The sequence below is a fragment of the Ectopseudomonas alcaliphila genome (genome assembly GCF_900101755.1).
GTDB classification, from domain to species: Bacteria; Pseudomonadota; Gammaproteobacteria; order Pseudomonadales; family Pseudomonadaceae; genus Aquipseudomonas; species Aquipseudomonas alcaliphila.
In genome coordinates this window covers 103,681-117,024 of sequence record NZ_FNAE01000003.1, presented here as the reverse complement: position 1 = coordinate 117,024, position 13,344 = coordinate 103,681, and the positions used below count along the sequence as shown (strand labels likewise).

Here is a 13,344-nt window from a genome sequence, read left to right as displayed (position 1 = left end):
TACGGCATCAGTCGGCGAACTCCGGCTTCTGCTTGGTCATGTGTGCCGCCATGGCCAGGCGCAGGTCTTCCGACTGCAGCATGGCGGCATTCCAGGTAGCGATGTATTCAAGGCCATCGTCGACCCGATGATCGCGCATATAACGAATCATTTCCTTGGTTCCACGCACGGCAATCGGCGACTTGGCGGCAATTTCTGCGGCAATTTCCATCACCCCGGCCAGCAGCGCCTCCTGATTTTCGTAGGTACGATTGACCAGACCGATACGCGCGGCCTCGTTACCGTCGATGGTGCGCCCGGTGAAGGCCAGTTCGCGCATCATGCCGTCGCCGATGATGCATGGCAGGCGCTGCAGGGTGCCGACGTCAGCGGCCATGCCCATGTCGATTTCCTTGATGGAGAACTGCGCGTCGACGCTGGAGTAACGCATGTCGCAGGCACTGATCAGATCGATGGCGCCGCCAATGCAGTAACCCTGAATGGCAGCCAGTACTGGCTTGCGGCAGTTGTCGACGGCGTTGAAGGAGGCTTGCAGCTCGAGAATCTTGCGGCGCAGCGCCGTGGCATTGCGACCAACGTCCTTGCCCAGCTGGGCGCCGACCGAGGCCAGCAGCATCAGGTCGATACCCGAGGAAAAGTGTTTGCCCGCACCGGAGAGCACCACGACACGTACTGCATCGTTGTCATCGACCCACTGGAAGATCTCGATGATCTCGCGCCAGAAGTCGGCGTTCATTGCGTTGATCTTGTCCGGACGGTTGATCTGCACATGGGCGATCTTGTCCGCCAGCTCGACGCGGAAGGCTTTGTAGTCGGACATGGCAGGCATCCTCGGCCGTGGCTCGGCAGCACAGTAACAATTTTGTGATTAATAACCGGGCAACTATAACAAGCGCGCCATAAAAGTCGATGCTTGCCACTGTGACGCAGGGCACGCCCCGGATGTTAACAACCGCTTTGAGTATCACGGATAAGGGCTTGATCTAACGAGAGTCTTGCCCTCGGCAGCCACCTCGACAATTCACTCCACGAGACAGTCCACGCAATAGTGCCCGGCCTCGGTCTGCAAGCCGTGCACATCGATATCGAAGCCCGGGAAGGCCTGATCGAAGGTCCGCGCGAAGGCCAGGTAGTCGAGAATCGAACGCGTGGCGGCAGTGAAGCGCTCGCCCGGCATGATCAACGGAATGCCCGGCGGGTAAGGCACCAGCATCACCGCAGCGATACGTCCCTGCAACTGATCGATGGGCACCGCCTCCACGTCACCGCGCACCAGACGGTCATAGGCGTCGGCAGGCTTGATCGCCAGCTCGGGCAGCGCCGTGTACATGCTTTTCAGCGCCTTGGCCGTGGCGTTTTCGCGGTAGCAGCCATGCAGCGCGTCGCACAGATCGCGCAGGCCCATGCCGTGGTAGCGGCCCGCGCCGGCGTGGGCGATGCAGGGCAGCACGTCGATTAGCGGCAGGTTGGCGTCGTAGCTGCGCTTGAACTCCAGCAGCTCGGTCAGCAGCGTGCTCCACTTGCCCTTGGTGATGCCCATGGAGAACAGCACCAGGAAGGAGTACAGGCCGGTTTTCTCCACCACCAGGCCACGCTCCCAGAGAAACTTGCTGACCACCGCAGCGGGAATCCCCTGCTGCTCCAGTTTGCCGGCCGCATTGAGGCCGGGCATCACCAAGGTGACCTTGATCGGATCGAGCAGCACATAGTCATCTGCCACTTCGCCGAAGCCATGCCAGTCGGCGTCCGGTTGCAACACCCAGTCGGAGGTCTTCAGGCTGTCGGCGCCATCGGCCTCACCCGGCTGCCAGATGCTGAACCACCAGTCCTCGGCGCTCAGGTTGCGCCGCACATTGGCCAGGGCGCGGCGAAAGCTCAGCGCCTCGTCGAAGGTTTCCTGGATCAGTGAACGCCCTGCCGGCCCCTCCATCATCGCCGACGCCACATCCAGCGAGGCAATGATGCCGTACTGTGGCGAGGTGGAGATGTGCATCATGAAGGCTTCGTTGAAGCGGTCGCGGTCCAGTTGCCGTTGCCCGCCGTCCTGCACGTGAATCATCGAGGCCTGGCTGAAGGCCGCCAGCAGCTTGTGCGTCGAATGGGTGGTGAACACCAGTGGCGAGCGCTCGTCGTACTGAGTCCCCATGCCATAGCGGCCAGCATAAAACTCATGGAAAGCAGCATAGGCATACCAGGCCTCGTCGAAGTGCAGCACCTCGACCGAGTCGCCCAGCGCCTGCTTGACCATTTCGGCGTTGTAACAGAGCCCGTCGTAGGTGGAGTTGGTCACCACCGCCAGCTTGACCTTGGGCGCACGGCCACGCGCCAGCGGGCTGGCGTCGATCTTGGCCTGGATCGACTCCTTGCTGAACTCACTCAGCGGAATCGGCCCGATGATCCCCAGCTCGTTGCGCTCCGGGCAGAGATAAAGCGGAATCGCGCCAGTCATGATGATCGAGTGCAGGATCGACTTGTGGCAGTTGCGGTCCACCAGCACCAGGTCATCACGACCGACCATCGAATGCCAGACGATCTTGTTCGCCGTCGACGTACCGTTGATCACGAAGAAGGTGTGATCGGCGCCGAAGTTGCGCGCCGCACGCGCCTCGGCCTCGGCCAGCGGGCCGGTGTGGTCGAGCAGCGAGCCCAGCTCAGGTACAGAGACGGACAGGTCGGAACGCAGCGTGTTTTCACCGAAGAACTGGTGGAAGGCCTGGCCCACAGGACTCTTGCGGTAGGCCACGCCACCGCCGTGCCCCGGCGTGTGCCAGGAATAGTTGGATTGTGCAGTGTGCTGCACCAGCGCCTTGAAGAACGGCGGCAGCAGGCCGTCGAGGTAGTTGTGCGCCGCACGGGCCACCTGCCGCGCCAGGAAGGACACGGTGTCTTCGTAGAGATAGAGGATGCCACGCAGGTGATTGAGATCGGCCATGGCCTCAGCTGGCGCGTTCTCGATGGTGACCTGTTCGCCCAGGGCGAAGATCGGCAACTGCGGCGCACGCACCCGCGCCACGCGGATCAACTCGACCATGTCCTGCAGCAGGCGGCTGTTCTCCCCCGCCCCCTCTGCCGCCACCAGGATGCAGGCCAGACCATGGTGGGTGGAAGCGACGATACGCCCTTCAGCGGCGCTGGCCGTGGGCAGGATGCTGAAACCGTCCTGGGTGAGCTCCTGAGCGATGGCGCGCACACGGTCACCGGCCACGGTGTCGGCCTTGATGTCGCGGTGCACGATAAGGACGGGGAATTTTAGATCTTTATACATTGTGACGTCCTGAAGGCTGGCAGGCTCGGCCTGCCCATCGCCTCAGGTTAGAGGCTCCCCCTGGCCGGCGGAACCCCCTGTGCATCACGCTATAAGAAAAGGTCGCAATTGCGCTGTTCGGTTATTCCGGCGCTTTTTCCAGCTGCGCCCACAGAGACGGGCCACCAGCGGATTTCTCGATCACGGCCAGGCGCGCCAGATGCGCCGCAAGCTCATCCTCACTGGCGCGAATGACGCGCGTACGCGGACGAGAGGCGTCCAGACGGCGGATCGGGGTGGCCTGCTGGCGCCCGCTGCCATCGCCATCGGCGCCCTCACCGGCCAGAGACAGATTGGTCTGCCCGCCAGTCATCGCCAGGTAGACGTCGGCGAGAATCTCCGAGTCGAGCAAGGCGCCGTGCAGTTCGCGGTTGGAGTTGTCGACGCCGTAACGCTTGCACAGCGCATCCAGGCTGTTGCGCTGCCCCGGATGGCGCTCGCGCGCCATCATCAGGGTATCGAGTACCGAGCAGTAATCGCTGACGTCGGCACGCTCGCTCTGCCCCAGCAGGGCGAACTCGTTGTTGATGAAACCAACGTCGAACGCCGCGTTGTGGATGATCAGCTGGGCGCCCTTGATGAACTCGAAGAATTCATCGGCGACCTCCTTGAAGCGCGGTTTGTCGGCGACATACTCGTTGGTAATGCCGTGAACCGCGATGGCGCCTTCGTCGATTTCACGATCGGGGTTGAGGTAGACGTGGAAATGACGCCCGGTCAGGCGGCGACCGAGCAATTCGACACAACCGATCTCGATGATACGGTGTCCGTCAGTGACCGGCATACCCGTGGTTTCGGTATCCAGCACTACGTAGCGCTTGACGGTGTTTTCGGTTGTCACGCCTTGCCTCTCTCATCTATCCGGGTTGCCGCACATTCAGCGCAGCATCTTAACTCAGGTGCTGCGTCACCGCTCAGCGCGCCGCACGTACGTCGTCGACGCCGCGATTGGCCAACTGATCGGCGCGTTCGTTGCCTGGGTGGCCGGTGTGGCCACGCACCCACTGCCAGCTTACCTGGTGGCGGTTCACTTCCTCATCCAGCTTCTGCCAGAGGTCGGCGTTCTTCACCGGCTCTTTCGAGGCGGTCTTCCAGCCGCGCTTCTTCCAGTTCGGCAGCCATTCCTGGATACCTTTCATCACGTACTGTGAGTCGGTCACCAGCTTGACCGAGCACGGCCGGGTCAGCGCGATCAGGCCGGCAATCGCCGCCATCAGTTCCATGCGATTGTTGGTGGTATTGGGGTCTCCGCCCCAGAGTTCCTTCTCCACGCCCTTGTACACCAGCAGCGCGCCCCAACCGCCGGGGCCAGGATTGCCCTTGCAGGCACCGTCGGTGTAAATCACCACATCATGGGTTTCAGACATTCATAAGCTCTGTACAGAATTGTTTGGCTGGAGTCTGGCCTGCAGACAATTGCGGCAATCAGTTGTCGAGATCGCGCCGACTGACCTTCGCCACCGGCATCGGCAGCAACTTGCCCATCGGCTCGCGGCGCGACTGCCGCAACGGGCGCAAGCCGACCACCAGCTTGCGCGCCACCAACAGGTAGAAACCGGCGCCCGGCAACTGCCAGGCATCGCCCCAGCTTTCCATTCGCCGCAGGCGCATTTGCCAGGCCAGCGAAGCGAGCGGCGGACGATAGCACCCGAACCGCCGTTTCTCCAACGCAAAGCCCAGCAAACTCAGCCAGTCACCGACACGGCTCGGCGCAATACAGCGCGCCCTGGCCAAACCGTCCCGCGCAAACAGGCGCCGCACGCCCCAGGCACTCCAGGGGTGAATACCCAGAATCAACAGATGCCCGCCAGGCCTGACGCTACGCGCCGCCTCACGCAACAGACCGTGAGGCGACAGGCTGAAATCCAGACCATGCTGCAGCACCACCACATCGGCGGCGTGCTCCCCCAGGGGCCAGGATTGTTCCTCACAGACGATCTGCACGCCAGGCATCGGCGCGCCAAGACGCACGTTGTGCTGAATCTGCCCCGCTTTGGGCGGGCCTTCGGCGCCAGGGCCGTAGCTCACCAGATAGCCCCCGAAAAAGCGTGCCAGCTCCTCTTCCAGCAAGCGCCGCTCCTGCTCCAGCAACAGCTGCCCGAGCGGGCCGGCAAGCCAGTCGCGCGCCTCGCCGATGAGTTTGAGCCACTCAGGGTCGGCCTGAGCGAATGCCTGATCAGTCATCGCTGCCTCCGCATGACAGGTTCTGCATGTCGTGTCTAAGATGCACCTTTATCACCAGCTTAGCGACCCGCAATGATCCAGATCGACGCGTTGCCCGCCTTCAATGACAACTATATCTGGCTGCTGCAGGATGCCCGCAGCAAGCGCTGCGCCGTGGTCGACCCCGGTGACGCAGCGCCGGTCATGGCCTGGCTGGAGGCTCGTCCTGACTGGACGCTCAGCGACATCCTGATTACCCATCATCACTTCGATCATGTCGGCGGCGTCGAAAAGCTGAAGAACGCCACCGGCGCACGTGTCGCCGGCCCGGCAGCGGAAAAGATCCCGGCCCGTGACATCGACCTGAACGACAACGATGAGATCGAGGTGCTCGGTCTGCACTTCGAGATCATGTCCGTACCTGGCCATACCCTCGGTCATATCGCCTATTACCACGCCGAACAGAACCTGCTGTTCTGTGGTGACACCCTGTTCGCAGGCGGCTGTGGCCGCCTGTTCGAAGGCACGCCGCAACAGATGCATCAATCGCTCAGCCGTCTGGCGGCCCTGCCCGCCAGCACGCTGGTGTACTGCACCCACGAATACACCCTGAGCAATCTGCGCTTCGCCCACGCCGTCGAGCCGCATAACGCGTGCTTGAGCGAACGTCTGGCCGAAGTGACCCGCTGGCGCGACGAGGGTCGCATCAGCCTGCCGTCGAACATCGAACTGGAGCTGGCGACCAATCCTTTTCTGCGTGTCGGCGAGCCTTCGATCATCGCTGCAGCCAAAGGACGTGACGACCGGCAGTCGAGCGAGCCAAGCGCCGTATTCGCCAGCCTGCGCGCCTGGAAGGACAGTTTCTAAACCCCGGAAAGTCCACCCCAAGGGTCGCCAGAACTCTATCGCGAGCATCACGTGCGCCAAGTCCGACCGACGCGGATGCAGGTCACAAAAGACTGGTGAAAACTTGACCACCCCCGCTTCGGTTCCTAGAATCGCCCGACCTTTTCGCCGGGACATACACCTCACCTAATGCCTTTATCATCACGCAAGCCATTGAATATAAAGGTATTAGTGCGAGGCTCTCGAGCGCTCGCAGTGATGTGTTGCATGATTCTGGCCGGCTGTCAGAGCCTGCCCAACGACCCCCCGGATCGTTCTACCGATACCTCTCGTGCCATTGGCCTGGAGCGTGAGCCCGAGTGGTTGAGCAGCAGCGAAGCCAAACCTCGCGAATACGCCGATATCTGGGAGCGCGTGCGCGACGGCTTCAAGCTGCAGGATGAAATCGGCATCAACCCGCGCATCGAACGTGTGCGTCTGTGGTACGCAAGCAATCCGAAACACGTCAATACCGTCAGCGAGCGCAGCGCTCCTTATATCCACTACATCGTCGAGCGTCTGGCCGAACGCGACATGCCGATGGAGCTGGCGCTGCTGCCGGTGATCGAAAGTGCTTACGATCCACAGGCCTACTCCTCGGCGCATGCGGTCGGCCTCTGGCAGTTCATTCCCTCGACCGGCCGCTACTACAACCTGCGCCAGACCAACTGGTACGATGGCCGCCGCGACGTCACCGCGTCGACCCAGGCCGCGCTCAACTATCTAAGCCGCCTGCACGAAATGTTCAACGGCGACTGGTTGCTCGCCCTGGCCGCCTACAACGCCGGCGAAGGCCGCATCAGCCGCGCCATCGAACGCAACGAGAAGCTCGGCCTGCCCAGCGACTACTGGAACCTGTCGCTGCCCAAGGAAACCGAGGACTACGTGCCCAAGCTACTGGCGCTGTCGCAGGTGATCCTGACGCCGGAAGCCTACAATGTGAGCCTTTCGCCGATCGCCAACGAACCCTACTTCGAGCAGATCGCGATCAAGCAGCACATGGATCTGGCCCGCGTCGCCAAACTGGCCGACCTGGATGAGCAGGAGCTGCTGCAGCTCAACCCCGCCTACAAGCGCGGCATTACTCTCGACGGCCCGCAACATCTGCTGGTGCCGACCGAGAAAGCCGAGATGCTCAGCGCCAACCTGGCCCTGATGAAACCGCAGGAAATGGTCGACTGGCAGAGCTACACCGTGCGCTCCGGCGATAGCCTGCACGCCATCGCCAACCGTCATCACCTGACAGTGAGTATGCTCAAGGACGTCAACCGCCTGAGCAGCAACAATCTGAGCATCGGCCAGGTGCTGACCATTCCTGGCAAACCTGGTTCGCAACCGAGCGAGCCGCTGTATCAACAGCGCAACACCGCGCAGAGCCCGGCCGGCAGAACCTATCAGGTGAAGAACGGCGACAACCTGTGGCAGATCGCTCGCGCCAACCAGGTCGCCGTGCATGATCTGAAGCGCTGGAACAAGCTGCAAGGCAATCAGCTGAAAGTCGGCCAGGTGCTCAATCTGGCCGCCGCCGACAGCGCCCCGCAGGTTGCCAGCACGACGCGCAACAGTTCCAGTTCACGGGACAAGGCCACCTACTACCGCGTGCAGCATGGCGACTCGCTGTACGTGATCGCCAAGCGCTTCAAGATCGACCTCAAGCGCCTGCAAGCCTGGAATCCACGCAGCAACAAGCTGCGCCCCGGGGAAATGCTGACCCTCTATCTACCCTGATCAGCGCTTGCTGATCGCCTCCAGGCAACGCCCCGCCAGTTGCGTGAAGCGCTGAAACGCCACGAACTGCTCATGCCGCAGCGCCCGCTCGGACAGTCGACTGTCGGCATATAACACGCCGATCTCCCGCGTACCCGCGATGATCGGCGCGATGAAGAACATGCCCGCCCCCAGACTGCGCCGAATCGGTTGAGTCACCAGCTCGGCCAGGTTGTAGCTGGCGGGCACGCCCATCCAGATCGCCTCACGATGGCGCAGCGCATAACTGAAGATGTGCGGCTGCTCCACCTGCTCGGCCGGCAGCACGAAATCCTCCAGCCATTGCTGAGCCTTTTCACCGATCACGCGCTTGGCGCGGAAGCGGCTCTGCCCATCGGCCAGCACCGTGAGCATCACCCGCTCCAGCCCAGCGCCCCGATGCAGGCCTTTGAGCAAGGTGTCGAGCACCAGCCCGACATCGGCCCTGGCATTGACCATCAGGCCGAGATCCTGCAATGCCTGCTGCATCACCAGCAGATCCGGCTGCAGCAAACGCGCACGACGCTCCTCCTGCTGCTGGCGAATCTGCTCGGGATCGGTATTGGGAATCAGTCGGCACAACTTGCTGGCACCGAAGGTCGAGGCGACCTTGACCGCTTCATCTGCACTGGCCAGCACCTGTTGCAGGGTGTCTTCCGGAGTCAGTTCGATAAACGCCGCCACCTTGCCCAGCACACCTTCCATTTCTGCACAGTCCCAGCCACCCAGCGCCGCCTCGCTGATGCGCACGCCCAACTGCACGGCGTAGGCGGCCGGATCATGCTGGCTGGCGCCCGCCTGGGCGAGGATGGCGGTTTCGCCCAGGTTCCAGCTTTTCAGCAGCGCCTGGGTAAGTTGACGGAAGCTCGCACCGAGCACCTCACGCACCGCTTCATCGACATCGACACCGGGGCGCTCAAGAGCATCGGCCAGTTCGTCAGCCTGCGCCCCGCCACAACCCCAGAACGCCAGCTCGCCCAGATGATGGAGCAGCGCAGCGATGAACACCTCTTCGGTATGCCCGGAAATGACATAGCCGGCCAGGTTGCGCGCCTGCACCGCAGCGTGAAAGGAACGCGCGAGTAACGTCTGCAACTGCTCACGCGGGGCGCGGGTAAGCAGCCCGTCTATCAGACTCACGGAAAGACTGATCAGGCGCACATTGTCGAAGCCGATCAGTACGATGGCCCGCGAGATGGTCTTTATGGTTTCCTGGGAGGGGTTGTAGTAGACGCTGTTGCCGACCCGCAGCACCTTGCTGGTCAGCGCTGCATCACGCAGCAACACATCGGCCAGTTGCTGCACCGAAGCAGAATCCTGCTGCGCAAGGCGTTGCAGATCCTGCACCACTGCAGCCAGCGCGGGCAGTTCGGCTTGGTTCAGGCGATCGATCCATGACTGCAAACCATGGCTTCGTTCCGACAAATTCGTACCCTCATGGCGTGTCCCTGAAGTGTATGTCATAGCGTGGTAACCGCCCGCCCACCGCTGCACTCTTTTTCCTGCCCAGACAAGCTGTTACTGTACCGCCCCAGAAGCCCAAACGCCGCCATGGATCGGATCTCACGCCCGATGCGTCCCCTCCTACTGCTGTTCCTCAGCCTGGCCTTGAGCTTTCCCGCCTCTGCGACTATCAGCGAAAGCCACGGCTACGCCCAGTTCGGGACACTCAAGTACCCTGCCAGCTTCAGTCATTTTGACTGGGTCAACCCCGATGCGCCCAAAGGCGGCACGTTGCGCATCATGGCGTCCGGCACTTTCGATACCCTCAACCCCTACACGCTCAAGGGCAGCAGCCCGATCTCGACCGCGCATTTCCTGCAATACGGCGCCAATGAGTTGAACGAACCCTTGATGGTTGGCACTGGCGCTTACGATCCGTCCGGGGATGAGCCTGCCTCCAGTTACGGACTGATCGCCAGAAGCGTCGAGTACAGCGAAGACCGCAGCTGGGTGGTGTTCAATCTGCGTCCGGAAGCACGCTTTCACGATGGCAAGCCCATCACCGCCTACGACGTAGCCTTTTCCTATCGCCTGCTACGTAACGACGGTCATCCGCAGTACCGCACCAACCTGCAGGAAGTGAAACGCGTCGACATTCTGGGCCGGCACCGCATCCGCTTCGTCTTCAAGCGTGCCGGCAATCCGCTGCTGATCCTGCGCCTGAGTGAACTGCCCGTCCTGCCGCAGCACTACTGGAAAGATCGCGACTTCAAAAGCACGACGTTCGAAGCACCGCTGGGCAGCGGCCCCTATCGCATCGTCCAGGTCGTGCCCGGCCGGCGCCTGGTTTTCGAGCGCGTGAAGGACTGGTGGGGCAAGGATCTGCCGGTCAATCGCGGCAAGTACAACTTCGACCGTATCGAAGTCGAGTTCTACCGCGACAACCATGTTGCCTTCGAAGCTTTCAAGGCCGGCGAATTCGACTTCTATATAGAGAATCAGGCGAAGAACTGGAGCAACGGCTATCGCTTCCCGGCCGTGACCCGCGGCGACGTGATTCGCGCCGAGATACCGCACCAGATCCCGACCCAGACCCAGGCACTGTTCATGAACACGCGTCGCGACCTGTTCAGCGACCGCAGGGTGCGCGAAGCGCTGGGACTGATGTTCGATTTCGAGTGGACCAATCGCACCTTGTTCAACAATGCCTACGTGCGCGCGGCCAGCTACTACCCCAACAGCGAATTCTCGGCCACCGGCAAGCCCGAAGGCGCGGAATGGCTGCTGCTTTCGCCACACCGCGACAAGCTGCCCTCACGCCTGCTCACCGAGCCACCGACACAACCGGTAACCGATGGCCGTGGCATCCCCAGGGAAACCTTGCGCCGCGCCCTCGGTCTATTGGCCGATGCCGGCTGGAAGCCCTCCGGCCAGGAGTTGCGCAATGCGCGAGGTCAACGCCTCGAGTTTGAGATCATGCTGGTCAACCCCAGCCTCGAGCGCATTCTCCAACCCTATACCGCCAACCTCGCCAGTATCGGCATACGCGCCAACCTGCGCACTGTCGATCGCGCCCAATACAAGCAACGCCTCGACCAGTTCGACTACGACATGATTCTGCTGACCCTGCCGCAAAACCTCAGCCCGGGCCTGGAACAATCGCTGTACTTCCATTCCAGCCAGGTGAACATCAAAGGCGGCAAGAATTATGCAGGTGTCAACGATCCGGTAGTCGACGAAATGATCGACAAGCTGCTCTCGGCACAGACCCGGGACGAACAGATAGCAGCCACTCGGGCCCTGGATCGGGTCCTGCTCTGGCAGCACTACAGCATTCCCAACTGGTACATCAATTATCACCGCCTGGCGTACCGTAATCGGTTCGCCTTCGTCACCACGCCGCCCTACACACTAGGCCTGCGCACCTGGTGGCTGAAGCCCACGGAGAACGCTCGATGATCCACCCGCTGCGCAGTTTCCTGCTCCACGGTAGCAGCCTCATCCTGCTCGGCCTGGCCGGCCTCACCCTCGCTGCCCCAAAACATGCCGTCACGCTCTACGACGAGCCACCCAAATACCCCGCCAACTTCACTCACTTCGAGTACACCAACCCCGACGCGCCCAAGGGCGGCACCTTTCGCGAAGCGGGTTTCGGTGGCTTCGACAGCCTCAACCCCTTCATCAGCAAGGGTGTGGCTGCCGACAACATCAGCCTGATCTACGACACCCTGACCGTGCAGAGCATGGACGAGCCGTTCACCGCCTATGGCCTGGTGGCGGAAAAGATCGAGAAGGCGCCTGACAATGCCTGGGTGCGCTTTTTGCTGCGCAAGGAAGCCCGCTTCCACGACGGCACCCCGCTCACCGCCGAAGACGTCAAGTTCACCTTCGATACGCTGATGGAGAAAGGCGCGCCGATGTACCGCGGCTATTACGCCGATGTCGATCGGGTCGAGGTGGAATCGCCGCACAGTGTGCGCTTCGTGTTCAAGCATGCCGGCAATCGCGAGTTGCCGTTGATCGTCGGGCAACTGCCGGTACTGCCAAAACACTGGTGGGCCGAGCGCGACTTCGCCAGGAGCAATCTCGAGGTACCGCTGGGCAGCGGCCCATACAAGGTCGGCCGCGTCCAGGCCGGTCGCAGCATCCGCTACGCGCGTGTCGACGACTGGTGGGCCAAGGATCTGCCGGTCAGTCGTGGTTTCTACAACTTCGACACCCTCCAGATTGATTACTACCGCGACAACACCGTGGCCCTGGAGGCGCTCAAAGCCGGCCAGTTCGACTACTGGCTGGAAACCAGCGCGAAGAACTGGGCCACGGCCTACAACACCCCGGCAGTCGCCAACGGCCAACTGATCAAGGAAGAAATTCAGAACCGCAATCCCACCGGGATGCAGGGCTTCATCTTCAATACCCGTCGCCCACAATTCCAGGATCGCCGCGTACGTGAGGCCCTGGGCCTGCTTTACGACTTCGAATGGGCCAACAAACGCCTGTTCAACGGTGCCTATTTCCGCACCCGCAGCTACTTCGACAACTCCGAACTGGGCTCGCAGGGGCTGCCCGGCGAAGACGAGCTGGCGATTCTCGAGCCGCTACGCGGCAAGATTCCGGCTGAGGTGTTCAGCGAAGAGTTCCGCGTACCGGTCACCGACGGCAGCGGCATCATTCGCGAGCAACAGCGCCGCGCCTACCAGCTGTTGCAGCAGGCTGGCTGGCGTATCGAAGGCGATCGCATGCTCGATGCCAACGGTCAGCCGGTCAGCTTCGAGTTCCTCCTCGCGCAAACCGAGTTCGAGCGCGTTCTGCTGCCATTCAAGCGCAACCTGGCCGATCTCGGCATGGATCTGGTGATTCGCCGCGTCGATGTTTCGCAGTACATCAACCGCCTGCGCTCGCGTGACTTCGACATGATCGTCAGCGGCTTCGGCCAGTCCAACTCGCCAGGCAACGAGCAGCGCGAATACTGGCATTCCTCCAGCGCGGATAATCCCGGCAGCCGCAACTACATCGGCCTCAAGGACCCGGCCATCGACCAGATCGTCGAAGGGCTGATCAACGCCGACTCCCGGCAGGACCTGATCGCCCACACCCGCGCCCTCGATCGCGTGCTGCTGTGGGGCTATTACGTGATTCCCAACTGGCACATCAAGACCTGGCGTGTCGCCTACTGGAATCGCTTCGAGCATCCGAAAGTGACGCCGCTCTACGATATCGGCCTGCACACCTGGTGGGTGCGCCCAGGTCTGGAGCAGCCGAGCGAGGCCCAGCAGCAAGCCGCAGAACAGGCGGAGCAATAA

General features: G+C 62.0%; 10 protein-coding genes. 4 read left to right on the top strand and 6 right to left on the bottom strand.

The features are described 5' to 3' along the window. Positions 1 to 7: 7 nt before the first annotated feature. The 5 genes from BLR77_RS12210 to BLR77_RS12190 all read right to left on the bottom strand — a co-directional run bounded on the left by BLR77_RS12210 (position 8) and on the right by BLR77_RS12190 (position 5,488). On the bottom strand, positions 8 to 820 hold the full coding sequence (locus BLR77_RS12210; RefSeq protein ID WP_074678126.1) for a crotonase/enoyl-CoA hydratase family protein: 813 nt from the start codon (positions 818 to 820) through the stop codon (positions 8 to 10). A 201-nt stretch (positions 821 to 1,021) separates the two neighbouring features. Then, the gene (locus BLR77_RS12205; protein ID WP_074678124.1) at positions 1,022 to 3,265 is read right to left on the bottom strand and encodes an Orn/Lys/Arg family decarboxylase; all 2,244 of its coding nucleotides are present in this window, start codon (positions 3,263 to 3,265) and stop codon (positions 1,022 to 1,024) included. Between the two features lie 121 nt (positions 3,266 to 3,386). After that, positions 3,387 to 4,145, bottom strand: coding sequence for a DNA polymerase III subunit epsilon (dnaQ, locus tag BLR77_RS12200; protein WP_074678122.1), 759 nt, complete (start codon positions 4,143 to 4,145; stop codon positions 3,387 to 3,389). Between the two features lie 73 nt (positions 4,146 to 4,218). After that, positions 4,219 to 4,671 (bottom strand): ribonuclease HI, encoded by a 453-nt coding sequence (gene rnhA, locus BLR77_RS12195; protein WP_021488942.1) that lies wholly within the window; start codon positions 4,669 to 4,671, stop codon positions 4,219 to 4,221. Between the two features lie 58 nt (positions 4,672 to 4,729). After that, positions 4,730 to 5,488, bottom strand: coding sequence for a class I SAM-dependent methyltransferase (locus BLR77_RS12190; RefSeq protein WP_074678120.1), 759 nt, complete (start codon positions 5,486 to 5,488; stop codon positions 4,730 to 4,732). A gap of 72 nt (positions 5,489 to 5,560) precedes the next feature. Between BLR77_RS12190 and gloB the strand changes: the two genes are divergently transcribed. After that, positions 5,561 to 6,334: a hydroxyacylglutathione hydrolase gene (gene gloB, locus BLR77_RS12185; protein WP_074678118.1), complete on the top strand. Its 774-nt coding sequence runs from the start codon at positions 5,561 to 5,563 to the stop codon at positions 6,332 to 6,334. A 168-nt stretch (positions 6,335 to 6,502) separates the two neighbouring features. Beyond that, positions 6,503 to 8,080: a LysM peptidoglycan-binding domain-containing protein gene (locus BLR77_RS12180; RefSeq protein ID WP_074678116.1), complete on the top strand. Its 1,578-nt coding sequence runs from the start codon at positions 6,503 to 6,505 to the stop codon at positions 8,078 to 8,080. On the opposite strand, the gene BLR77_RS12175 is transcribed toward BLR77_RS12180, so the two are convergent. Then, entirely contained in the window at positions 8,081 to 9,562 is a 1,482-nt protein-coding gene (locus tag BLR77_RS12175; protein ID WP_074678114.1) for an HDOD domain-containing protein, read from the bottom strand. It lies immediately after the preceding gene. Positions 9,563 to 9,670: 108 nt separating this feature from the next. Between BLR77_RS12175 and BLR77_RS12170 the strand changes: the two genes are divergently transcribed. Both BLR77_RS12170 and BLR77_RS12165 read left to right on the top strand, forming a co-directional pair. After that, positions 9,671 to 11,500, top strand: a complete 1,830-nt coding sequence (locus tag BLR77_RS12170) for an extracellular solute-binding protein (RefSeq protein ID WP_074678112.1) — start codon at positions 9,671 to 9,673, stop codon at positions 11,498 to 11,500. Further along, the gene (locus BLR77_RS12165; protein WP_074678110.1) at positions 11,497 to 13,344 is read left to right on the top strand and encodes an extracellular solute-binding protein; all 1,848 of its coding nucleotides are present in this window, start codon (positions 11,497 to 11,499) and stop codon (positions 13,342 to 13,344) included. The genes BLR77_RS12170 and BLR77_RS12165 overlap by 4 nt, the downstream gene beginning before the upstream one ends.